18 protein-coding genes and 1 pseudogene are annotated in these 23,924 nt (G+C 63.4%); 7 read left to right on the top strand and 12 right to left on the bottom strand.

The genetic code is table 11. From position 1 onward, the window contains the following. The first annotated feature begins 151 nt into the window (after nucleotides 1-151). Complete coding sequence (locus X727_RS150885; RefSeq protein ID WP_023745306.1) at nucleotides 152-1,318, top strand: pyridoxal phosphate-dependent aminotransferase; 1,167 nt, start codon at nucleotides 152-154, stop codon at nucleotides 1,316-1,318. Nucleotides 1,319-1,336: 18 nt separating this feature from the next. Here X727_RS150885 and hemA read toward each other — a convergent pair. Beyond that, nucleotides 1,337-2,402, bottom strand: a pseudogene (gene hemA, locus X727_RS01000000164720) (5-aminolevulinate synthase). Between the two features lie 420 nt (nucleotides 2,403-2,822). Here hemA and galE point away from each other — a divergent pair. Both galE and X727_RS150895 read left to right on the top strand, forming a co-directional pair. After that, the gene (gene galE, locus X727_RS150890) at nucleotides 2,823-3,818 is read left to right on the top strand and encodes a UDP-glucose 4-epimerase GalE (RefSeq protein WP_023688672.1); all 996 of its coding nucleotides are present in this window, start codon (nucleotides 2,823-2,825) and stop codon (nucleotides 3,816-3,818) included. Nucleotides 3,819-3,916: 98 nt separating this feature from the next. Continuing rightward, nucleotides 3,917-5,167, top strand: a complete 1,251-nt coding sequence (locus X727_RS150895; RefSeq protein ID WP_023688671.1) for a D-amino acid dehydrogenase — start codon at nucleotides 3,917-3,919, stop codon at nucleotides 5,165-5,167. Between the two features lie 7 nt (nucleotides 5,168-5,174). Here X727_RS150895 and X727_RS150900 read toward each other — a convergent pair whose 3' ends face one another. After that, nucleotides 5,175-5,384, bottom strand: coding sequence for a hypothetical protein (locus X727_RS150900; protein WP_023688670.1), 210 nt, complete (start codon nucleotides 5,382-5,384; stop codon nucleotides 5,175-5,177). A gap of 146 nt (nucleotides 5,385-5,530) precedes the next feature. On the opposite strand from X727_RS150900, the gene X727_RS150905 reads away from it, so the two are divergent. After that, complete coding sequence (locus tag X727_RS150905; protein ID WP_023711396.1) at nucleotides 5,531-7,357, top strand: alanine racemase; 1,827 nt, start codon at nucleotides 5,531-5,533, stop codon at nucleotides 7,355-7,357. Here the strand turns inward: X727_RS150905 and X727_RS150910 are convergent, their stop codons facing one another. The 7 genes from X727_RS150910 to X727_RS150940 form a co-directional block, all read right to left on the bottom strand. Beyond that, on the bottom strand, nucleotides 7,358-8,734 hold the full coding sequence (locus X727_RS150910) for an FGGY-family carbohydrate kinase (RefSeq protein ID WP_023834300.1): 1,377 nt from the start codon (nucleotides 8,732-8,734) through the stop codon (nucleotides 7,358-7,360). Next, nucleotides 8,731-9,048 (bottom strand): L-rhamnose mutarotase, encoded by a 318-nt coding sequence (gene rhaM, locus X727_RS150915; RefSeq protein ID WP_023681927.1) that lies wholly within the window; start codon nucleotides 9,046-9,048, stop codon nucleotides 8,731-8,733. The genes X727_RS150910 and rhaM overlap by 4 nt, the downstream gene beginning before the upstream one ends. After that, the gene (locus X727_RS150920; RefSeq protein WP_023834299.1) at nucleotides 9,048-10,043 is read right to left on the bottom strand and encodes an ABC transporter permease; all 996 of its coding nucleotides are present in this window, start codon (nucleotides 10,041-10,043) and stop codon (nucleotides 9,048-9,050) included. Before X727_RS150920 ends, rhaM begins: the two co-directional genes overlap by 1 nt. Then, nucleotides 10,040-11,017 carry an ABC transporter permease gene (locus X727_RS150925; RefSeq protein ID WP_023834298.1) on the bottom strand — a complete coding sequence of 326 codons (978 nt, stop codon included), beginning with the start codon at nucleotides 11,015-11,017 and terminating at the stop codon, nucleotides 10,040-10,042. Before X727_RS150925 ends, X727_RS150920 begins: the two co-directional genes overlap by 4 nt. Then, nucleotides 11,014-12,555 carry a sugar ABC transporter ATP-binding protein gene (locus X727_RS150930; RefSeq protein WP_023834297.1) on the bottom strand — a complete coding sequence of 514 codons (1,542 nt, stop codon included), beginning with the start codon at nucleotides 12,553-12,555 and terminating at the stop codon, nucleotides 11,014-11,016. The genes X727_RS150925 and X727_RS150930 overlap by 4 nt, the downstream gene beginning before the upstream one ends. A gap of 84 nt (nucleotides 12,556-12,639) precedes the next feature. Next, on the bottom strand, nucleotides 12,640-13,635 hold the full coding sequence (rhaS, locus tag X727_RS150935; protein ID WP_023669661.1) for a rhamnose ABC transporter substrate-binding protein: 996 nt from the start codon (nucleotides 13,633-13,635) through the stop codon (nucleotides 12,640-12,642). 48 nt (nucleotides 13,636-13,683) lie between these two features. Continuing rightward, nucleotides 13,684-14,487: a DeoR/GlpR family DNA-binding transcription regulator gene (locus X727_RS150940; RefSeq protein WP_023669662.1), complete on the bottom strand. Its 804-nt coding sequence runs from the start codon at nucleotides 14,485-14,487 to the stop codon at nucleotides 13,684-13,686. Between the two features lie 183 nt (nucleotides 14,488-14,670). Between X727_RS150940 and X727_RS150945 the strand changes: the two genes are divergently transcribed. The 3 genes from X727_RS150945 to ggt all read left to right on the top strand — a co-directional run bounded on the left by X727_RS150945 (nucleotide 14,671) and on the right by ggt (nucleotide 20,053). Beyond that, nucleotides 14,671-16,773, top strand: coding sequence for a bifunctional rhamnulose-1-phosphate aldolase/short-chain dehydrogenase (locus tag X727_RS150945; protein WP_023711390.1), 2,103 nt, complete (start codon nucleotides 14,671-14,673; stop codon nucleotides 16,771-16,773). A 107-nt stretch (nucleotides 16,774-16,880) separates the two neighbouring features. Beyond that, the gene (gene rhaI / locus X727_RS150950) at nucleotides 16,881-18,173 is read left to right on the top strand and encodes an L-rhamnose catabolism isomerase (protein WP_023834296.1); all 1,293 of its coding nucleotides are present in this window, start codon (nucleotides 16,881-16,883) and stop codon (nucleotides 18,171-18,173) included. Between the two features lie 140 nt (nucleotides 18,174-18,313). After that, the gene (gene ggt / locus X727_RS150955) at nucleotides 18,314-20,053 is read left to right on the top strand and encodes a gamma-glutamyltransferase (protein WP_023834295.1); all 1,740 of its coding nucleotides are present in this window, start codon (nucleotides 18,314-18,316) and stop codon (nucleotides 20,051-20,053) included. Between the two features lie 17 nt (nucleotides 20,054-20,070). Here the strand turns inward: ggt and X727_RS15845 are convergent, their stop codons facing one another. The 3 genes from X727_RS15845 to X727_RS150965 all read right to left on the bottom strand — a co-directional run bounded on the left by X727_RS15845 (nucleotide 20,071) and on the right by X727_RS150965 (nucleotide 23,809). Continuing rightward, complete coding sequence (locus X727_RS15845) at nucleotides 20,071-20,418, bottom strand: hypothetical protein (protein ID WP_032885862.1); 348 nt, start codon at nucleotides 20,416-20,418, stop codon at nucleotides 20,071-20,073. A gap of 185 nt (nucleotides 20,419-20,603) precedes the next feature. Further along, nucleotides 20,604-21,953 (bottom strand): sigma-54 dependent transcriptional regulator, encoded by a 1,350-nt coding sequence (locus tag X727_RS150960; RefSeq protein WP_023834294.1) that lies wholly within the window; start codon nucleotides 21,951-21,953, stop codon nucleotides 20,604-20,606. Then, nucleotides 21,950-23,809: an ATP-binding protein gene (locus X727_RS150965; RefSeq protein WP_023696666.1), complete on the bottom strand. Its 1,860-nt coding sequence runs from the start codon at nucleotides 23,807-23,809 to the stop codon at nucleotides 21,950-21,952. Before X727_RS150965 ends, X727_RS150960 begins: the two co-directional genes overlap by 4 nt. Nucleotides 23,810-23,924: the final 115 nt, after the last annotated feature.

The raw sequence follows: 23,924 nt of genomic DNA, 5'->3' as shown, positions 1-23,924 counted from the left end.
CCAGATTTCTGGACCAAAACCCCGGTCGTTCGCGGCCGGGGTTTTCTGTTGCCGCATCTGCTAAGAGCATCCGCCAATGCATGTCGCCCATAAGTGCGCAGCGGTTCTGGATAATGACATGCATCAAAGCGGACATCAAAACGGACCTGTCATGACCCTGATCGATAGCTTGCGCGCCGAAGCGGTGGCCGCCCCCGAAAGCGGCATTGTCGCCGTCGTCAATTACGGCCGTACGCGCGAGGGCATGATCCCGCTCTGGGCCGGTGAAGGCGATTTGCCGACGCCTGCCTTCATTTCGGAAGCCGCCGCCAAGGGGCTAGCCAATGGCGAGACCTTCTATACCTGGCAGAAAGGCATTCCGGAGCTGAGGCAAGCGCTTTCTCGCTACTATGCCAGGCATTTCGGCAAGAGCTTCGCCGAAGAGGAATTCATCGCCACCGGTTCCGGCATGCATGCCATTCAGTTGGCATTAGCCGCGGTCGCCGGCAGCGGCGACGAGGTGGTCTATCTCTCCCCGGCGTGGCCGAATTTCGCCGCCGCCGCCGGTATTTCCGGCGCTACCCCGGTTGCGGTCACGCTCGACCAGTCGGGCAATGGCTGGTCCTGCGATATCGACAAAATTGCGGCTGCGGTGACGCCGCGCACCAAGGCGCTGTTCGTCAACACGCCATCGAACCCCACCGGCTGGACGGCCGATAAGGAAACGCTGCAGGCGATCCTGAATCTCGCCCGCCAAAATGGCCTGTGGATCATCGCCGACGAGATCTATTCGCTGTTCCACTACGGCCACGGCCGTGCGCCGTCCTTCCTCGACATTTCGACCGCGGAAGACCGCATCCTGTTCGTCAACTCCTTTTCCAAGAACTGGGCGATGACCGGCTGGCGCGTCGGCTGGATCAAGACCCATCCCGAGCTGCAGCAGGTGTTCGAGAACCTGATCCAGTATTCGACCTCAGGCGTCGCCCAGTTCATGCAGCGCGGCGCCGTCGCGGCGCTGGACCACGGTGATGCCTTCATCGTCGAGCAGGTGGAGCGCGCCAGGAAAGCGCGCGACCTGGTCTGCGATATTCTCGGCGCAACCGGCAAAGCGCGCTTCACCGTGCCGCAAGGCGCGTTCTATTTGTTTTTCACGGTCGACGGCATCACCGATCCGCGCCGGGCTGCTTTCGACATCGTCGACAAGGCCAATGTCGGCCTGGCGCCGGGCACCGCCTTCGGCCCTGGCGGAGAGGCGTTTTTGCGCCTGTGCTTCCACCGCCGCCTCGACCAACTCGAGGAAGCGGCACACCGGCTGGCGGGATGGATGAGGACGGTTTGAGGTGAATGGGCGGCGGCTTCAGCCGCCCGACTTCGGCACAAGCAGCGGCACAATCCGGTCGCTCTTGGCGACAGTGGGCCGTCCGGCGGAGCCGTAGGGAATGCCCAGCGCATCCCATGTCTCGACCAGCGCGTCCTGCAGTCCCGCAATCAGGGTATCGNGCTGCAGACAGAACCTCCTTGGTCCGCGACGCTTGGCGCTGTTGCGCATCGCGCTCGGCTTGCGACCGCTTGAGGTGGCGGATGGACGTGGTGGCGGCGGCGGCGATCGCCGGCGGCAGCGCCGTGGTGAAGATGAAGCCCGGCGCATAGGAGCGCACCGCGTCGATGACGGCGCTGTTGCCGGCGATATAGCCGCCCAGCGTGCCGAACGCCTTGGCCAGCGTGCCTTCGATGATGTCGATGCGGTCGGCCAGCCCCTCGCGCTCGGTGATGCCGCCGCCGCGCGGTCCGTACATGCCGACGGCATGGACCTCGTCAATATAGGTCATGGCGTTGTAGCGTTCGGCCAGTTCGACGATCTGCTTGATCGGCGCGATGTCGCCATCCATCGAATAGACGCTCTCGAACACGATCAGCTTGGCGCGTTCGCGGCCCGCCACCTGCAGCAGGCTTTCGAGATGCGCGACGTCGTTGTGGCGGAAAATCTTCTTTTCGGCGCCCGAGCGCCGTACGCCTTCGATCATCGAGGCATGGTTGAGCTCGTCCGAAATGATCAGGCAATTGGGCAAAAGCCGCGCAATGGTCGAGATCGAGGCCTCGTTGGAGACGAAGCCGGAGGTGAAGACGAGCGCGGCTTCCTTGTCGTGCAGGTCGGCCAGTTCCAGCTCGAGTTCGACCAACGGGTTCGAGGTGCCGGAAATGTTGCGGGTGCCGCCGGCGCCCGAACCCATCTTGCCGGCCGCGTTCTGGAAAGCGGCAATGACATCGGGGTTCTGGCCCATGCCGAGATAGTCGTTGGAGCACCAGACGGTGATTTCCTCGGCGCGGCCGTTGGAACGCCAAATGGCGCGCGGAAACTTGCCGACAATGCGCTCGAGATCGGCGAAAACCCGGTAGCGCCGCTCGGCGTGGAGCTGGTCGATCGCTTGTCGGCGATGAAATCATCCTCGACCNATGGCGCGCGGAAACTTGCCGACAATGCGCTCGAGATCGGCGAAAACCCGGTAGCGCCGCTCGGCGTGGAGCTGGTCGATCGCTTCCTCGAAGAACCGCTGATAGTTCATGTCGCCTTCCCAGTTTTGCGCGGGATCATAATCGTTGGCCCATTCGTCGTCCACCGGGCCGTTTTGGTCAAAATGCCACGCCCCAAGCCTGTTCCTAACGACCCCGGATCGTGGCCTATTCCCTTGATGTGGATCAATTTTGTTTCCGTACGATGCCGCAGGCCGGTGAGACTGTTACGGATTTAACATTCAGGCGTTTCTAATGGCCTTGCCGCAGGCTTTCCAGTAAGGCGGTGATTGAGACAGTTTCCGATAAATCATGAGTAAAAGAGGACGCGGATGACGGTTTTGGTAACGGGCGGCGCCGGTTATATCGGCAGCCACATGGTCTGGGAACTGCTGGATGCCGGCGAGAGCGTCGTCGTTCTCGACCGCCTTTCCACCGGCTTCGAATGGGCGGTAGCGCCGGAAGCCAAGCTTGTCGTCGGCGATGTCGCCGATAGGGAATTGGTCGGCCAGATCATCCGGGATAACGAGGTCGACGCGATCATCCACTTCGCCGGTTCCATCGTGGTGCCGGAGTCGGTTGCCGACCCGCTCGCCTATTACGAGAACAACACCTCCAAGACCCGCACGCTGATCGAAACCGCGGTGCGCGAGGGCGTGCCGCATTTCATCTTTTCCTCGACCGCCGCCGTCTATGGCGGCGCCGGCCTGGAGCCGGTGCGCGAGGATGCCCGCCTGGCGCCGGAATCGCCCTACGGCCTGTCCAAGCTGATGAGCGAATGGATGCTGCGCGATGCAGCGCTTGCGCATCCCTTGCGCTACACGGCCCTGCGCTACTTCAACGTCGCCGGCGCCGACCCCAGGGGCCGGACGGGTCAGTCGACGCCTGGCGCCACGCATCTGATCAAGGTCGCCTGCGAGACCGCGCTCGGCAAACGCCCCTTCATGCAGGTGTTCGGCACCGATTATCCGACGCCGGACGGCACCTGCATGCGCGATTATATCCATGTCAGCGACCTGGCCGCGGCCCACCGGCTGGCGCTGCAGCGCCTGCGCGCCGGCGGCGGCAGCCTCGTCGCCAATTGCGGCTACAGCCACGGCTATTCGGTGCTCGAGGTCATCGACAGCGTGCGGCGCGCCTTCGGCCGGGATTTCGAGGTCAAGACGGGCGACCGGCGCCCCGGCGACGCCGCCGCCGTGGTTGCCAATTCGGACCTTGCACGCGCCGAACTCGGCTGGACCCCGCAACGCGACGACCTTGACCAGATCGTCGCCGATGCGCTCGCCTGGGAGCGCATCCTCACCGGCAAGAACTCCGCGCGAGGCTGAGCCGGGCACTTCCGAGGGCTCGCAAGGCGCGCGGCGAAGCGCTATTGAAGGCATTGGCGATGCGGCGTGGAGGCGCTGCGCCGCGAAGAGGGGGTGGCATGAAGATAACGGTGCTTGGAGCCGGTGTTGTCGGTACCGCGGCCGCGTATTATCTGGCCGCCGACGGCCATGAGGTCACCGTTATCGAGCGCCATCCGGCGCCGGCGCGCGGCACCAGCCAGTCCAATGCCGGTCTGGTGTCGCCGGGCGACGCCACCGCCTGGGCCTCCCCGGCGGCGCTGAAGACCTTCCTGCGCGCGCTCTGGAACCATGATCTCGGCATCAAGGTCAGGCTGCGCTTCGATCCCTATTTCCTCGCCTGGAGCCTGCGCTTCCTGCGCCAGTGCACGGTGGCGCGCCTGCGCGCCAACAGCCAGGTCAAACTGCGCCTGGCGCTCTATTCGCGCGACTGCATCAACGCGCTCTCCGACGCCACCGGCATCCACTATGACGAGCGCAAGAAGGGCATTCTTTATTTCTTCCGCTCGCAGCACAGTCTCGACACCGGCACCGACAACTACCAGTTTCTGGCGAAGCATGGCCTGCAGATCGAGATCGTCGGCCGCGACCGGCTGGTCGAACTTGAGCCCGGGCTCGCCGGAGTGAAGGAAAAGATCGCCGGCGGCGTTTATTCGCCAATCGACCAGACCGGCGATTCCAGGATATTCGTCGATGGGCTGGCCGCCTATGCCGCCGAAAAGCTCGGCGTCAGATTCCTGTTCGACACCACGGTCGAGGGGCTCGACATAGAAGGCGATCGGGTGCGTGCGGTCATGACATCGGCCGGCCCGGTGACGGGCGACGCCGTCGTCATCGCCATGGGCCCCGAGAGCGGCCTGATCGGCCGCCGCTACGGTATCGACCTGCCCGTCTATCCGGTTAAAGGCTATAGCGCGACCATCCCGCTGGAGGACGAGAGCAAGGGACCGACCATGGGCGGCGCCGACGAGGACCGGCTGGTTGGTTACTCCAGGCTCGGAAACCGCCTGCGCATGTCCTCGACAGCCGAGTTCACCGGCTTCGACCGCAGCTTCAAGCTCAGCGACTTCAAGTCCATGCTGAGCACCGGCAAAGACCTTTTCCCCGGCGCTTTCGACGAGAAGAAGGCGCTGTTGTGGGCAGGTCTGCGACCGATGATGCCCAACTCGGTGCCGGTCATCGGCAAGGCGAAATACAAGAACCTTTACCTCGACACCGGCCACGGCCATGTCGGCTGGACCATGGCCTGCGGCTCGGGCAAGTTCCTGGCCGACCTCGTCGCCGGCCGCAAGCCGGAGATCGACCCGCAAGGGCTGGTCTACGGGAACTGAGGGAGCTCTAGTCGTCGTGTTGGCATCGAGTCCATTCGTCGTGCACCCATTCGGCAAGCCATCCGCGCTCAAGCTGGCCAATCTGTGCCAAGTTTTCCTGCCTGGCGGTCAAATGGCCGAGACCGATAACTTCGAAACCTCCGCAGTCCGCGGGGTGATCATGTTCGCCGCAGGTCAGTTGCCACTCACCATCGAAATGATGAACGACCAGCGTCACCGGCCTCTCCGATCGAAAGACGTGCCCACATACAATTGCTCTGGTTTCCAACATTGAGACCGTCACTGCGCAAAGTTTGACAAATATCGTACGACGATCTGGAAGATGCATCCGACTGACAGATTCTACAAACCCTGAGTGACGAAATGTCGGGACCGCAAGTCGCTATCGACCTTGGCCGCATCGAGCGCAACGCCCGCACCATCGTCGAACGCTGCGCATTGTCTGATATCAAGGTATTCGGTGTCACCAAGGGCACATGCGGCATGCCGCAGGTGGCGCGGGCCATGCTGCGCGGCGGTGTTGCCGGCATCGCGGAATCGCGTTTTGAGAACATTCGGCGGCTGCGCGACAGCGGCATCAATGCGCCGGTCATGCTGCTGCGCAGCCCGCCCATGGCGCGCGTCGAGGAGGTCGTGCGCACCGTCGACATCAGCCTGCAGTCGGAACTGACCACCATCCGCGAGATATCGCGCATTGCCGAGCGCATGGGCCGCGTCCACGACATCATGCTGATGATCGATCTCGGCGATCTCCGCGAAGGCATCTGGCCAAGCGACCTGATCCCCACCGTCGAGCAGATCCTGGAATTCAAGGGCGTGCGCATCGCCGGCATCGGCACCAATCTCGGCTGCTTCGGCGCCATAATGCCGACCCCGGAGAACCTTGGCCAACTCGTCGCCCATGCCTACAAGACTGAGCGCCTGTCCGGCAAAAGCCTCGACTTCATTTCCGGCGGCGCCTCGTCATCGCTGACGCTGCTGCTCGAAGGCAAGCTGCCGCCCGGCATCAACAATCTGCGCGTGGGCGAGGCGATCCTGCAAGGCGGTGTCGAAACCTTTCGCGACGTGCCGTGGCCCGAACTCGAACCCGATGCCTGCCGGCTGACCAGCGACATCATCGAGGTCAAACTCAAGCCTTCGCGGCCGATCGGCACATCCGGCTACGACGCCTTCGGCAACCAGCCGGTCTTTGCCGACGAGGGCGACCGGCTGCGCGCCATCGCCAATATAGGCCGCGAGGACGTGCTGGTGGAAGGGCTGACGCCGATCGCCAAAGGGGTGAGGGTGCTCGGCGCTTCCAGCGACCATCTGCTGCTCGATGTGCAGGATGCCGATCCGCGACCCACCGTCGGCGACCGCGTCGCCTTCCGCATGAATTATGGCGCCATGCTTCTGGCGATGACCTCGGAATATGTCGAGAAGGCGCCGATGCACGACGTCGCGGATTTCTCCGGCCGCAAGATGGTGTCGATCTCGGCCGAACCGGAAGCCGGCGGGATTATCGCCCGCGAGGGAACCGGCGCGCGGCTGGAGGCGATGAATTTCGACGTGGTCGAACTCGCCGACGTCGAGCGGCCGCCCTCGGGCCTCGTCCGTCTCGCCGCCGGCGCAGATCGCCGTATCGCCCACAAGGCGCTGACCGCAACGGCGCGGGCGACGCATTCCTTTGGCCTGATCTGGATCGATTCCCTCGCCGCCCTGATGCCCGAGGACGAGGAGGCCGAAGACATGCCTGAAGTCTCGGTGCTGGCCCGCGCGCTCGGTCTCGATCACAAGCCCGGCGCGCTGCAGCCGCAGCTGTCGCCGGAAAATGTCGTCATCGTGGGCCTGCGCCATGCCGATCCGGCGGAGGCAAGGGTGCTCAAGGATTCGCGTGTCTCGGCCTTCACCATGACCGACATCGACGCCATGGGCATGCGCGACCTCATGCATGAGGCGATCCGCATCGCGACGTCGGGCACGCAGGGCTTTCACGTCAGCTATTCGCCGACGGCGACCGAATTTACCGGCTGGGCTGCGGGCTCGGGCGGGCTGACGGTGCGCGAGACGCATCAGGCAATGGAGGCGATCTCGCTGTCCGGCGGTCTGCTGTCGATGGATGTTTCCGGGCTGACCGCCGGTCTGGAGCCGCGGATCGGCGCCGACGCCGTCAACTTCGTCATGTCGGCCTTTGGGAAGCGGATTTTGTGATCAGCCTTGCGCGTCGACTGCCGCGCGCCACGCGGTGACATAGGCCGCCCAGACCGGGTCGGTCTGCGGCTCAATTCTTTCGCCCTTGCCGTGCGTCACTGGCTGATCGGATGCGAGCAGTGCCGCGCCGATGCTGGTGCCGGTGGCCGCCTCGGAGGCGATGACGATGCGCGCGGTCGCTGCCGCCAGCATGCCGACAAAGAGCCGGTTGCGAGCAAACGGTCCTTCCACGGTGGTCGGGCCGTCGGCGCCGATCAGCTCGAGGCAGGTCGCCGTCATCAGTGCCAGATAGAAGGAAATGGCGGCGAACCGCTCGCCTTTGCTGATGCCGTCGGCATCAAGCCATTCCGCGGCATGGTGCGGGAACGGTCCCGATCCCTGCTGCGTAGAAGGTAAAAGCAGCATTTTTCCGGTCAGAACGGCCAGCACCTCGCTGCCGCTGCAGTCCTGCGGCTTGTCCTTGGTCAGCTGGGAAAACTCGCGGCCACCCATGAACCGCGCCGAGGGCACGGGAGCGCCAAGCGCGCTGACATTGACCAGCGTGTCGCGCGCAGCATCGAGCGCAATCTCTCTGCCGCCGACCGCCATCGATACCACCCAGGTGCCGGTCGAGACGACCGAGAAGGGCGGCTCGTCGGACAGAAGATGCGGCAATAGGGAGGCGTTGGAATCGTGCAGGCCACAGAATACCGGGGTCTGCGGATCGAGCCCGGTGCGCGCGGCAAGCGCCGGCAGGATCGGGCCGAGCTGGTCCCTGGCCGGCCGCACCGGCGCCATCAGCCTGCGCCAATCCAGCCTGTCGACCATCGAGGAAAAGTCCGCCTCCCAAGGGCTCCACAGATCGGTGTGGCAGCCGAGCGAGGTCACCTCGTTGGCGGCAACGCCGGTCAGGCGCAGCGCCCAGTATTGCGGATACATCAGCATCGCGGCGGCCTTGGCGAATTCGGTGGGGAAACGCTTCTCAAGCCAGAAGAATTGCGCGCCGAGATTGAGACCGACCGGCAGGCGCGGTGTACCGGTTTCGGCGAAGGGCGGATGAACAGCATCATACTCCGCCGCCAACCTGTCGGGGCCATCGAACTCATAGTCTAGGACAGGCAGCACCAGCTCGCCCGAGGCGTCGACCAGCACGCCGGTCGCACCATGCGTGGTGATCGAAATCGCGTCGATACGCTGTTCGCGGTCGAGGCTGGCAAGGCTGTTGAGGATAAACGTCCACAGCGCCTCGACATCGTGATGCGGATAGGGCGCTTGTCGCAGCGGCGCGTTCGCCATGCGGCGCAACCCCACCTCGCTCAGCGTGACGAGATCGACCAGCGCCACCTTGGCGTTGGTCTTGCCGATGTCGATGACGGCGATGTGGCGCAGCGCACTCATGCCATATGGAACATTGTTTCCAGGGGGATGGCCACCGGTTGGTTGTCCGGCCTGGTCTCCATGATGTCGGCCATGTGCGCCCACCAGCGCTGCATCACCGGATGCTTCGGCAGGTCGGCCATGCCATGGTCGTCGCGCCGCCACAGCACGCCGAACAGGATGTTGGTGTCTTCATCGAGATGGATCGAATAATCGGCGACGCCGGCCTCTCTCAGCAGCGCCACCAGCGACGGCCAGATCTCATCGTGGCGCTTTTTGTACTCGGCTTTCATGCCGGGTTTGAGCTGCATCTTGAAGGCGTATTTCTCAGGCATCAGCTGTTACCACGCAGCTGTCGCCAGACGATCGGCAGCGCGATGACGAAGATCAAGAGCAGGCCGATGAAGATCGACATGACGATGCCGGGCACGTTGAGCAGGCCGAGGCCGAAGGTCACCAGCCCCATGATAAAGGCGGCGAGCACGACGCCAACAATGCTGCCGGAGCCACCCAGAATGCTGACGCCGCCCAGCACCACCATGGTGATGACCTCAAGCTCGTAACCCTGCGCGATGGACGGTCGCGTCGAGCCGAGCCGCGAGGTGATCAGCACCGAGGCGATGCCGGCCATCAGCCCTGTCAGGCAAAACAGGATGAATTTGATGCGGCCGACGCGAACGCCGGAAAACTGTGCCGCGACCGGATTGTTGCCGATGGCAAAGACACGGCGGCCGAAGCTGGTGCGATGCAGCAGGAACCAGTAGGCGACGGCCGCGATGAGGAAGAGCACCAGTTCGAACGACACCACCCACCAGACATAGCCCTGGCCGAAGAAAGCAAAACTCTCGGGATAGCCCTTGTAGGCCTGGTCACCGAGGATGATGAAGGCAATGCCGCGAAACAGGCTCATCGTGCCGATGGTAACGACGATGGACGGCAGGCCGAGCCTCGTCACCAACAGGCCGTTGAAGGCGCCGCAACCGAGCCCGACGACGATGCCGATAGCCACCAGCACCGGCGTGTCGGCGCCGGCCTGTACCGCCATGCCCATCATGGTCGAGGCGAGCGCGATGATGGCGGCGACCGACAGGTCGATCTCGCCCGAAATAATCAGCAGCGCCATGGCGAAGGCGATCAGGCCTTTCTCGGTGAAATTGAAGGTCAGGTCCGACAGCGAATAGGCATCGAGGAAATAGGGCGATGCGAAGCTGTTGATGGCGAAGATGGCGACCGCCACGACGACCAGCAGCGCTTCCCAGGAAAAGATCGCTGAAGAGAGCGGCTTGTCGAGCCGGTCGGGAATGTGGCGCGGGGCGGGGGTGTCGGTCATGCCGCCTCCGCCTTCCTCAGAATGATCCGCCCCTGCTGGCGTTCGCCGCGCGCGTTGAGCACGACGGCCAGGATGATGGCGCTGCCTGAAATCGCCATCTGCCAGAAGGGCGAGATGTTGATCACCGGCAGTGCGTTGGAGATGATGCCGAGGAACAGCGCCCCTAACACCGCGCCCCCGACCGAGCCGATGCCGCCGGCAATCGAAATGCCGCCGATGACGCAGGCGGCGATGATATTGAGTTCATAGCCATTGGCGACCTCGACCGAGGCGATGACATAACGAGAAATCCAGAGATAACCGGCGAGCCCGCCGATCATGCCGGAAATGCAGAAGACGATGAATTTGGTTCGGCCGACATCGATGCCGGCATAGACCGACGCCGTCGGGTTGACGCCGATGGCATAGATCGAACGGCCAAGCGCGGTTCGCGTCATCACCACGAAGAACAGCGCGATGACCAGTATGGCGATCCAGGACAGAACCGGAATGCCCAGGAAAGCTCCGCGCTGGAAGCCGATGAAGTCCGGGCTCATCTTGTCGGCATTGACCCAGGCGCCGCCGGAGAGGACGAAGGTGGCGCCGCGATAGATGGTGAGCGTGCCCAATGTCACCACGATCGAAGGGATGTTCAGCCGCCACACCAGCAGGCCGTTGATGGCCCCGAGCACCAGTCCGACGGCCAGCGCAATGACGATCAGCAGCGGGATCGGGATCGCCGGATGCGCGGCGTTCAGCATCGCCACCACCATGCCGGTGAAGCACAGGTTGGAGGCCATCGACAGGTCGATCGAGCGGGTCAGGATGACGACCATCTGTCCCAGCGCCAGGATCATCAGGATCGAGGTGTCGTTGAACACCTGTGCGAGATTGCCGGGGTCGGCAAAGGCCGGGAAGCGCGTCGAGATCAGAGCAATCAAAACGACGATCGCCGCTGCCAGCCAGATCTCGCGGAATTTCAGGAGAGCCTTCATGCCGCGATACCCGCTGCCGTCCGGACCAGCGTTTCGGCGTCCAGCCCTTTATTATCGTAGACCGCCGCAACCAGCCCTTCGCGCATGACGACGACGCGGTCGGACATGCCCAGAATCTCCGGCAGTTCCGACGACACCATGATCACCGACAGGCCCTGCGCGACGAGCTCCGCCATGAAGCCGTGCACGGCGGCCTTGGAGCCGATGTCGATGCCCTTGGTCGGCTCGTCCAGGATGATCACCTTGGGCGCTGTCGCCAGCCATTTGGCGATGACGATCTTCTGCTGGTTGCCGCCCGACAGCGTGCCGACATCCTGGCTCAGCGACGAGGCGCGCAGGTCTAGCCGCTCGGTGTAGGAGCGGGCGAGCGCGAATTCGTCCGACAATCGCAGCAGGCCGGATTTGGAGGTGCGCTTGAGCGAGGGAAGCGAGACGTTTTGGAAGATCGGCAGGCCGATCACCACGCCCTGCTTGCCGCGTTCCTCCGGCACGTAGACGATGCCGGCTTCGATGGAATCCGCCGCCGATTTCGGCGTGATCACCTTACCTTCCAGCGTTATCGTGCCGCCCGATATGCGGGTGATGCCTGAAATCGCCTGCATCACCTCTGACCGCCCGGCGCCGACCAGGCCATAGAAACCGAGGATCTCGCCCTTGTGCAGTTCGAAGCCGATGTCGTTGAATTCGGTCGGGTGCGACAGGCCGGATACAGACAGCACCGGCGCGCCGATCTCGGCCTTGCGCTGAGGAAAAATGTGGTCGACCGAGCGGCCGACCATCATGCGCACGATCTGGCTCTGGCCGGCGTCCTTGATAAGGCCCTCGCCAACCATCTCGCCGTCGCGGAACACGGTGTAGCGATCGGCGATCCGATAGATCTCGTCGAACTTGTGGCTGATGAACAGGATCGCCTTGCCTTCCTCCTTGAGGAATTCGATCAGCAGGAAAAGCTCCTCGATCTCCTTCATTGAAAGGGCTGCGGTCGGCTCATCCATGATGACGATCTGCGCATCGATCGACATCGCGCGAGCAACCGCTACCAGATGCTTGTTGGCGATGCCGAGGTCTTTCAGCCGCGCATCGGCGTCGATATGGCCGGCATGCATGGTGTCGAGCACTTCGCGCGCGTGTTTTCGCATGGTGCGCCAGTCGATGGTGCCTAGCCGCGTGCGCGGCGCATGGCCGAGAAAAATGTTTTCGGCGACGCTCAGATCGTCGAACAGCACGGTTTCCTGATGAATGGCAGTGACGCCGTGGCCGAAGGCGGCATGCGCGCTGGGCAGGGTGACGGCCTGGCCGTCAATGCTGATCGTGCCGGCGTCCGGCTGGTAGATGCCGGTCATGATCTTGACCAGCGTCGACTTGCCGGCGCCGTTTTCACCGATCAGCGCCGTAACCTGGCCGGGGTAAAGCGACAGGCTGACATTGTGCAGCGCGCGCACGCCGGGAAAGCTTTTGGAGACGCCGGACAGCGTCAGGCGCGGGGCAGGACCCGTGGGCTCCTCCTTCGCAATGCCGTGCTGGGCTGTCGTGTCCATATCCGTATCAAGCCCTGAAACAAGGTCCGTTTAAAGTCGCGGCGGGATTTTGGTCCCGCCGCGCTTGGTCCGAGACGTCCGAGATCAATAGATCTTGGAGAACTTTTCGATGTTGGACTTGTCGAACTGGAAGGGCGGAGCCATCGCAGCCGAGTTGCTGTCATCGAGCGTGACCTTGCCGACGCGGCCGATCGACAGCGTTGCGCCCGGCTTTGCCTCTTCCTTCTTCACCGCCAGATCATGAGCGAGGTAGACGGCGGAGTAGCCGAGGTCGATCGGATTCCAGAGGGCAACCGCCTGGCTGGAACCGTTGTCGATGAACTTCTTGAACTCCGACGGCAGCGCCAGACCCGTGACATTGACCTTGCCGATCAGGTTCGCGTCGGTGACGACCTGGGCAGCGGCAACGACGCCGACGGTGGTCGGCGCGATGATCGCCTTGAGGTTCGGATAGGATTTCAGCAGGCCCTTGGCTTCGTCGGTGCTCTTGGCCGAATCGTCATCGCCGTAGACGGTGGCGACGAGTTTGATCTTGGGGAATTTCTCCGGCAGGATCTTCTTGGCCGCGTCGATCCAGGCGTTCTGGTTGGTCGCGGTCGACGAAGCCGACAGAATGGCGACTTCGCCGCCTTCCGGCAGATAGTCGGCGGCCAGCTTGATGATGGTCTCGCCGATCAGGCCGGTGTCGGACGGGTTGAGATGCAGCTGGCGGCCTTCCTTGGCGACGCCCGAATCCCACGAGATGACGGTGATGCCGCGCTCCATGGCCTTCTTCAGCACCGGCACCAGCGCGTCGGCGTCATTGGCCGAAATCGCAATGGCGTTGACCTTCTGCGCGATCAGCGAATTGACCACTTCGATCTGCGCTTCGGCGGTCGCCTTGGTCGGGCCGGTGTAGATGATGTCGACATCGCCGAGTTCCTTGGCCGCCTCTTCGGCGCCCTTGTTGGCGGCGTCGAAGAAGCCGTTGCCGAGCGACTTCACCACCAGCGCGATCTTGACGTTCTCGGCATAGGCGGCATTCACGAACATGGCGGCCGAGAACGCGGCCGTCACCATCAATTTCTTCAGAAAGCTCATCGTATTTCCTCCCTTGAGCGTTGCATTCCATCGTCGCTGCGGTTGGCCTCAGGCCTGCAGCGAGGATTCTTCCTTTGCCGACTTGCGGGCGACGATCAGCGTCACACCCGCGGCCTCCAGCATGTTGGCTTCGCGATCCTCGATGCCGTCATCGGTGATGACGGTGGCGATGCGCTTCAGCCCGCACAGGATCAGGCTCGAGCGCTGGCGGAATTTCGATGAGTCGACCAGCACCACCAGTTCGTCGGCCTGGTCGATCAGTTTCTGCTCCGCCTGGATCAGCAGCGGGTCGCCTTCCATCAGGCCAAGCGGCCCGAGCCCTTGAGCGCCCATGAACATGCGGCGCGCGTAGAAATTACGCGTCACGTCATTGTCGAAGGGCGAGAGGATGATGTTCTGCTCGCGGTAGATGGTGCCGCCCGACAGCATGACGGTGTTCTTCGAATGCTTGAGCAGGTGCTCGGCGATGGGGAACGAATTGGTGAAGATCGGCATGCGGCGTCCGGTCAGGAAATGCACCATCTGGAAGGTGGTGGTGCCGCCATTGATGATGATCGGTTCGCCGTCCTTGCACAGCTCCACCGCTTCGCGCGCAATCGCGCGCTTCTGCGAAGCGTTAAGCGTTTCGTTGACGGAAAAGGGCCGGCCGGCGAGGCCGATGAACTGCGGTGGCGAGATCGCCTCGGCGCCGCCACGCACGCGACGCAGGCGCTTTTGCACATGAAGAGCCGCGATATCGCGCCGGATCGTCGCCTCGGAGGAGTCCGTCAGGTCGACCATCTCCTGCACCGTCACCACAGGCTTTTCCTGGACGGCGGACAGAATGATCCTGTGGCGCTCTTTTTCGTGCATGGTTCCTCCCTGCATGGTCATGAGGCACTAGAAAACCACCAGTGTCAATCATTTCCGCTCATATAATTTCATTGTGCAGTGCAATATGATCGATCTTGATCGTTTATGATTGACAACCGAGATGCTTGCGTAGACATTTCCGGCAAAATGGACCGCGCCTTTTGCGTCCCAGGGAGGATAATCATGCTCGACAAGCGCTCCGGCTCGCGCCTTGCCAACCTTTGGGACGATGCGAAAGCCAAGGGGCTGAGCGAGCCTGAGCTTCTGGTCTATCGCTCCAACACGCTCGGCTCCGACAAGCGTGTCACCAATTATGGCGGCGGCAACACCTCGTCCAAGATCCGGCAGAAGGACCCGCTCTCCGGCGCCGAAGTCGAAGTGCTATGGGTCAAGGGCTCGGGCGGCGACAGCGCCTCGATCAAGCTGGACGGTTTCGCCACGCTCTACATGGACAAACTGCAGGCGCTGAAAGGCCTCTATCGTGGCGTCGCGCATGAGGACGAGATGGTGGGCTATCTTCCCCACTGCACCTTCAACCTCAACCCGCGCGCGGCCTCGATCGACACGCCGCTGCACGCCTATGTGCCGAAGCCGTTCGTCGATCACATGCATCCCGATGCCATTATCGCGATTGCCGCGGCCAAGGATTCCAAGGCGTTGACCAAGGAGATATTCGGTGACGCCATCGGCTGGCTGCCGTGGAAGCGGCCGGGCTTCGAACTTGGCCTCTGGCTGGAGAAATTCTGCGTCGAACACCCCGAGGCCAAGGGCGTCATCCTCGAAAGCCACGGCTTGTTCACCTGGGGCGACATACCCAAGGAGTGCTACGAGACGACGATCTCGGTCATCAACCAGGCGATCGAATGGTTCGAGCGCCGCTCCGAGGGTCTCGCCATCTTCGGCGGCGAAGTCGTCAAATCGCTAGACGCCGCTGAGCGCCGCGCCATCGCGGCGAGACTGATGCCGAGAATCCGCGGCCTGATTTCGGAGAAGAGCCACAAGCTCGGCCATTTCGACGATTCCGCCGCCGTGCTCGAATTCGTCAACTCCAGGGATTTGCGCCCGCTGGCGGCGCTCGGCACCTCATGCCCGGATCATTTCCTGCGCACAAAAATCCGCCCGCTGGTTATCGAGTTCGACCCAGCGAAGCCCGACGTCGAAGCCGTGATTGCGCGCCTCGCCGACGATATTGCTGAGTACCGTGTCGGCTACCAGGCCTATTACGACAGCTGCAAGCATCCGGACTCGCCCCCGATCCGTGACCCCAACGCCGTGGTCTACCTGATGCCCGGCGTCGGCATGTTCACCTTCGCCGGCGACAAGGCCACCGCCCGCATCTCTGGCGAATTCTACGTCAACGCCATCAATGTCATGCGCGGGGCCTCGACCGTTTCGTCCTATGTCGGCCTGCCGGCGCAGGAGGCCTTCGACATCGAATACTGGCTGCTCGAGGATTTGAAGCTGCAGCGCATGCCGAAGCCGAAGTCGCTCGCCGGCCAAATCGCGCTGGTCACCGGCGGCGCCGGCGGCATCGGCCGCGCCACCGCCAATCGCCTGCTGCGCGAAGGCGCCTGCGTCGTGCTGGCCGATATCGACGAGACCGCACTTGCCAACGCCAACGACGAACTGGCGAAAGCCTATGGCAAGGACTTCGTCCGGCCGGTGCTGATCAACGTCACCGCGGAGGAGCAGGTGATTTCCGGCTTCGCCCAGACAGCCGTCGAGTTCGGCGGCATTGATATTCTCGTCTCCAACGCAGGCCTCGCCTCCTCGGCGCCGATCGAGGAGACGACGCTGGCGCTGTGGAACAAGAACATGGACATATTGTCGACCGGCTATTTCCTGGTCTCGCGCGAAGCCTTCCGGCTGTTCCGGGCCCAGAAGATCGGCGGCAATGTCGTCTTCGTCGCCTCCAAGAACGGTCTTGCCGCGTCACCCAATGCCGCCGCCTATTGCACCGCCAAGGCGGCCGAAATCCATCTCGCCCGCTGCCTGGCGCTGGAAGGCGCGGAAGCCCAGATCCGGGTCAACGTCGTCAATCCGGACGCCGTGCTGCGCGGTTCGAAGATCTGGACCGGCGAGTGGAAGGAACAGCGCGCCGCCGCCTACAAGATGTCGACCGACGATCTGGAAGAACACTACCGCTCGCGCTCGATGCTGAAGCGCTCGGTGTTTCCCGAAGACATCGCCGAAGCGATCTATTTCCTGGCGTCCGACATGTCGGCCAAATCCACCGGCAACATCATCAACGTCGACGCCGGCAACGCGCAGAGCTTTACGCGCTGAGTTAAGGGCGGAGCGCTTCTCTTCTCCCCGTCACTATACGGGGAGAAGGTGGCCCGAAGGGCCGGATGAAGGGCAGCGCTGACTGAACGCATTGGGAGGAATAGCACTTGTCCGAAACCATCATCGCCGCCGATCTCGTCTCCAGCCACAACGCCCAGCGCAAACCCGACCTCGAGCGCGACTACGCGTCGCTCGGCGAACGCCTCGACCGCCGCGGCATCGCCATCGATGCCATCCGCGACAAGGTCGAGAAATTCGCCGTCGCCATTCCGTCCTGGGGCGTCGGCACAGGCGGCACGCGGTTTGCCCGCTTTCCCGGCGCCGGCGAGCCGCGCGACATTTTCGACAAGATCGAGGACTGCGCCGTCATCAGCCAACTGACACAGGCGACGCCGACCGTCTCGCTGCATATACCGTGGGACAAGGCCGATCCGAACCGGCTGAAGCAGGCGGCCTCGCGCTTCGGCCTCGGCTTCGACGCCATGAATTCCAACACCTTCTCGGATGCCAGGGACCAAAAACTGTCCTACAAGTTCGGGTCGCTGTCGCATGCCGATGCCGGCACGCGCCGGCAGGCAGTCGAGCACAATCTGGAATGCATCGAGATCGGCAAGACGCTTGGTTCCAAAGCGCTGACGGTGTGGATCGGCGACGGCTCGAATTTCCCCGGCCAAGTCAATTTCGCCAAAGTCTTCGAGCGCTATCTCGACGCGATGAAGGAGATCTATGCCGGACTGCCCGCCGACTGGAAGCTGTTCACCGAACACAAAATGTACGAGCCGGCCTTCTATTCGACGGTCGTGCAGGACTGGGGCACTAACTACCTCATATCCAAGGAGCTGGGCAACAAGGCCTACTGCCTGGTCGACCTCGGCCACCATGCGCCCAACGTCAACATCGAGATGATCGTGTCGCGGCTGATCCAGTTCAAGAAACTTGGCGGCTTCCACTTCAACGATTCCAAATATGGCGACGACGACCTCGATGCCGGCTCGATCGATCCCTACCGGCTGTTCCTGGTCTTCAACGAACTGGTCGATGCCGAGCTGTCCGGCGCCGAGGGTTTCGATCCCGCCCACATGCTCGACCAGAGCCACAACGTCACCGACCCGATCGAAAGCCTGATGCTGTCGGCAGTCGAGGTGCAGCGCGCCTATGCGCAGGCGCTGCTGGTCGACCGCAAGGCGCTCGAAGGTTTTCAGGACGGCAATGATGCGCTGATGGCGACGCAGACGCTGAAAGCTGCCTACCGCACCGATGTCGAGCCGATCCTGGCCATGGCGCGGCTGAACACAGGCGGCGCCATCGATCCAGTCGCCGCATATCGCGCGGCGGGCTACCGGGCGAAGGTCGCGGCGGAACGGCCGGCGGTTGTGGCCGGTTCAGGCGGGATTGTTTGAGATTGGCTAGTCTCCACCACAGGGGGGAGATCAGCTTGCCTCCGCCAGCAGGCGAACACCAATATATGTTCGCTCATATTGATGATGGACTCGGCCGCTCCATGTAGGTCTTCTAGGCACACTGCACTTGGAGCACCGCCATGCCCTTGACCCGCCGGACGCTGATTGGCGTCACCCTTTCGCTCGCAATTGCGCTCGCGCCATCCGGCGCGCTCCATGCCGCCTCGCCTCAACCGGCGAAGGGCGAGCACGGCATGGTCGTCACCGCCCAGCATCTGGCGTCGGAAGTCGGCGTCGAGGTGCTGAAGAAGGGCGGCAACGCTGTCGATGCGGCGGTCGCGGTCGGCTATGCGCTCGCCGTCGTCTACCCTAATGCCGGCAATATCGGCGGTGGCGGGTTCATGACCATCCGCTCCAAGGACGGCAAATCGACCTTCCTCGATTTCCGCGAGCGCGCGCCGCTGGCGGCAACCAAGACCATGTATCTCGACAAGGACGGCAATCCGGTGAAGGGCGCCAGCCTTGATGGCTACCTTGCGGTCGGCGTACCGGGTTCCGTGGCAGGGTTCGAGATGGCTCGTGAAAAATATGGCACGCTGCCACGCCAGGATTTGATGGCGCCGGCAATTGCCTATGCCAAGGATGGCTTCATCCTCGACCAGGGCGACGCTGCTTCATTCGCAAGCAATGCCGCACGGCTGGCGAAGGACCCTGCCGCCGCCGCCATCTTCCTGAAGCCGGACGGCAAACCCTATGGCGCCGGCGAGCGTCTCCTCCAGCCCGATCTTGCAGCCTCGCTCGCCGCCATCTCCGAAAAAGGCGCCGACGCCTTCTACAAAGGCGCCATCGCCGACGCCATCGTCAAGGCGAGCGGCGCCAAGGGCGGCATTCTGGCCAACTCAGACTTCGAGCAATATAAGGTACGCGAGTTGCAACCGGTGAGCTGCACCTATCGGGGCTATGAGATCACGTCCTCGCCGCCGCCAAGCTCCGGCGGCGTCATCATCTGCGAAATCCTCAACGTGCTGGAGGGCTACCCGCTGTCTTATCTCGGCGCCCGCTCGGCCGAGACGGTGCATGTCATGGTCGAGGCGATGCGTTACGCCTATGTGGACCGCAACTCGGCGCTCGGCGATCCCGATTTCGTCGACAATCCGGTCTCGAAACTGCTCGACAAGGGTTACGCCAAGGAGACCCGCGACAAGATCGACCCGTTCCGCGCCGGCGTCTCGCAGGATTTGATGCCGAAGGGCTTCGGCGAGTCGAAGGAAACGACGCACTATTCGATCATCGACGATGACGGCAATGCGGTCGCGGTCACCTATACGCTGAACGGTTCGTTCGGCGCCGGCGTGGTCGCCGACGGCACCGGCATCCTGCTCAACAACGAGATGGATGATTTCACCCAGAAGCCCGGCGTGCCCAACCTCTACGGTCTCGTGCAGGGAGAGGCCAATGCTATCCAGCCGAAGAAGACGCCGCTGTCATCGATGAGCCCGACCATCGTCGCCAAGGACGGCAAGCCGTTCATGGTTATCGGCAGCCCCGGCGGCTCGCGCATCATCACCATCACGCTGGAAGCCATCGTCAACGTCATCGACCACGGCATGAACATCCAGGAGGCGATCGACGCATCGCGCATCCACCATCAATGGCTGCCCGACACGATCTATGTCGAACCCTTCGGCCTGTCGCCCGACACTGAAAAACTGCTGGCCGGCATGGGCTACCACCTCGATCTCGCGGATTCTACCTGGGGTCAGGCGGCCGGCATTCTTGTCGGCGGCAAGAGCCTGGCGGAAATCGAGAAGGGCGGCGGCGCCCGCTACAACGGCGCCATCGACAGCCGCGCCGCATCCGGCGAGGCGATTGGCTACTGATCAAAACAAGAGATTGATCAGAGGACGAGCGTAAGCGTCGACCCGACGAGCATCAGCGCCGCGATCACGACGAACGCCGCGTAGATGCGGGGACGGTCGAGGAGCAGCGCATTGCCCGATATCCAGGCCGCGGTTGCGCCGCCAAGCGCAAACAGGAAGCCGTTCCGGTGACCAAAGGTCATGGAAGCGGCCATCAGCCCGCCAATGATCAGCGCGCCGAAGACGATGATCACGGCAACGGCGTATTTCTCGAAGTCGTTGCCGCCGCCCATGGCCGGGCCGATCGCGTTCAAATTCGTCAGATCGTCCGGATCGAACGGGTTGGTCGATCCATATTCATCTTGACCGACAGGTTCTCGCATCATTCATTCTCCGCTGACCGGCAACAAATCATCAACATCTGCCGAGCGCAACCGGATCGCGCCGTGCCGAAGGCCGCCGATGCGGTCTTCAACACTTTCTGATGCCGACTTGCCACGGTTTTTTTGCGCCGGTTCACAAAATCTACCCTGCTTTCGGGTCCACACGCCTGAATTGCCTGGAAAATGAATTACCTGGAAAAATCGCTGCGCACGATGCCGTGCCGCTGCAGCTTGTCGTAGAAGGTCTTGCGCGGAATGCCGAGCGCTTCGATCGTGCGCCGGACATCGCCGTCATTGCGGCCAAGCGCCTCGCGGATGACATTGGCTTCATAGCGTTCCAGCCGTTCCGGCAGTGAGCTGGCGTCATCCGGCTCCGCCGGGGCGGAAGGTGGCGCTTGCGCCGCTTCCTCGAGTCCCAGCACGAAACGCTCGGCGAAATGCGCGAGTTCACGCACATTGCCCGGCCAGTCGTGCTGGCTCAGATGGCGGTGCACTGAGGCAGGCACGGCTGGCATTTGCCGGCGGAAGCGGGCGGCTGCACGCTCTGCGAAGTAGAAGAACAGCAGGGCGACGTCGTCGCGGCGTTCGCGCAGCGGCGGGATCGAGATCGTCACCACATTGAGCCGGTAGTAGAGATCCTCGCGGAAGGCGCCGCGCCGGCTGGCATCGCCGAGATCGACCTTGGCGGCGGCGACGACGCGCAGGTCGACCGGCCGGATTTCATTGGTGCCGAGCGGCGTCACCTCGCGCATTTCCAGCACCCGCAGCATCTGCACCTGGGTCGAGGCCGGCATGCTTTCGATCTCGTCGAGAAACAGCGTGCCGCCGCTCGAATGCTCGATGCGGCCGATGCGCTTCTTCTGTGCGCCGGTGAACGCGCCGGCCTCATGGCCGAACAGTTCGCTTTCGATCACCGTATCCGGCAGCGTGCCGCAATTCAGCGCCACGAAATTGCCCTTGGCGCGGCGGCTCCAGCGGTGCAGCAGGCTCGCCGCCACCTCCTTGCCGGAGCCGGTCTCGCCAGTCACCAGCACGTCGACATCGGTGTCGGCGATCTGCCGCAGCGTGCGGCGCAGCCGCTCCATCGCCGGCGTCTGGCCGATCAGCGGCAGGCCGTCCTGCGCCTGTTCGGCGCTTTCGCGCAGCGCGCGGTTCTCCATCACCAGTCGGCGTTTTTCCGCCGCCCGCGCCACACTTTGCGCCAGCCGGTCGGCGGCGAACGGCTTGGTGATGAAGTCGTAGGCGCCATCCTTGATCGCCTTGACCGCAACCGCGATGTCGCCATGTCCGGTGACCAGGATTACCGGAATGTCGGCATCAAGCTGCAAGACGCGGTCGAAGAGCTGCAGGCCGTCAATGCCGGGCATGCGGATGTCGGACACCACCACGCCGGGAAAATTGGCGTCGAGCCCGGCCAGCGCCTCGGCCGCCACCGCAAAGGCCGAGACGGAAAAACCAGCGAGTTCCAGCGTCTGCCGCGTGGCCCTCAGCAATTCGCTGTCGTCGTCGATCAATACGACCGGTGCGGTGTCCATCATGCTGCCCTGGCGAGGTGAATGGTAAAGCGCGTGCCGGCCTGGCCGCTCGCCACCTCGATGCGTCCGCCATAGTCGGCGACGATGTCCTGCGAGATGACGAGGCCGAGCCCGAGGCCTTTTTCCTTCGAGGTGTTGAACGGCGTGAACAATGACTTGAGGATGGCAGGCGAAATGCCCGGCCCATTGTCGGCGACGGCAAGCGCCACGCCGTCGGCCGTCTCCTGGGCCGACACCTGCACCCTGGCGCCGTCGCGCCCGTCCAGCGCTTCCAGCGCATTCTGGAACAGGTTGATCAGCACCTGTTCGAGCCGCAGCCTGTTGCCCATCACCTTGAGCGTTACCGGCGGCAGCGTGATATCGAGCGCGTCCAGCCGGCCGGCAAAGCGGCTTCTGAGCAGCACCACGGCGCCCTCGATGACGCCGCGCAGTTCGACCGGTTCGGCTGCCGTGCGCCCCTTGCGGGCAAAGACCTTCAACTCTTCGGTGATGCCGCCGATGCGCTCGGTCAGCGCGGCAATCGCTCCAAGGTTCTCCTCGGCCGAGGCGGTCTGCTTGCGCTCCAGGAACACACGCGCATTGTCGGCATAGGCGCGGATGGTCGCCACCGGCTGGTTGATCTCATGCGCGACGCCGGCGGCAACCTGGCCGAGGGTAGCAAGACGGTTGGCCTGCACCAATTCCTGCTGCATGACCTGCAGCTTGGCTTCGGTGCTGCGGTGATCGGTGATCTCGGCCTGCAGCCGGTCGCGAGCCAGGCTGAGGTCATGCGTACGCTCGACGACGCGGCGCTCGAGCTCGATGCGCGCTGCCTGTTCGGCGGCGATGCGCATCTGCGCCGACTGACGGCGCCACAGGAGGTAGCCGGCCAGCGCCAGCAACGGCACCACGACGCCCAGCGCCAGCAGCCGCATCTCACGCACCGCAGCCGCGATCGGCGCTTCGACCGGCACGAGATAATCGAGCCGCCATGGCGTCGATTGGACCAGTGTCGAAAGCCTGAGATATTCGGCATCGCTGCCGCCCGGTGTTATCGCATGCACCATCGACACGTCAGGGCTCAATGCCTCGGGGCGTGTGATCGGCAAGGGGATCAGCGGCGCGTTGCCGAATTGCTGGCTGCTCCGGATGGCGGCAGCCACCGGGCCGGCCAGCGGCGCGGTGGTCATGAAGCGCCAGGACGGCACGCTGGTGATCAGCACGACGCCGTGGTCGTCGCTGACATAGGCCGGCCGGTTGGCCTCATGCCAGTCGGCTTCAAGCTGGTCGAATTCCATCTTGACGACGACGACGCCGAGCGGTGCCGCCGCATTGCCGACGCGACGCGAAATGTAGAGGCCGGGGCGCTTGCTGGTGTTGCCCAGCGCAAAATATTCGGCCGTTCCCGATTGCATGGCGCCGGAGAAATAGGCGCGGAAGCCATAGTCGTTGCCGACGAAGCTGGTTGTTTCGCGCCAGTTGCTGGAGGCGATCGCAAACCCGTCGACGCCGGTGACGTAAAGCACCGAAGCCTTGGTGCCGGAGACCAGCCCTTCGAGCTTGCGGTTGAGCACGTCGATCGTGACAGCGCCCTTGTTCTGCAGGGCGTCGTGCACCTGCTGGTCCTCGGACAAGAGCAGCGGCAGCGCCCGCGGGCTTTCCAGCACGGCGCGCAGCAACGCTACCTTCAGATTGGCATCGGTGCGGCCTTGCGCCGCCAGTGCCGCGACCTCGGCGCGGCGCGCGTAGAAGCCGGCGCCGGTGAGCGCCGTGGCAACGATCACCAGCGCGATCGCCGCAAACAGGAGCCAGGCGCGACGCGCGCTTTTGCCGAGTTGCTCGGACGTCGGCGACAGGACCGCGGCAGGGCGTTGCAGCATTCCCTATTTGTGCATAATTTCGCACAAAGCACAATTCAATCATGCGGATGTCCGCACTTGCGGTTGAGCGGCATCAGCCTCCATCGGTCGAATACCCAACAAAATCAATGGCTGC

The organism is Mesorhizobium sp. L103C105A0 (assembly GCF_000502215.1).
Lineage (GTDB): Bacteria > Pseudomonadota > Alphaproteobacteria > Rhizobiales > Rhizobiaceae > Mesorhizobium.
Note: the sequence above shows the minus strand (reverse complement) of the source record. Positions and strands in the feature narration are given on the sequence as shown.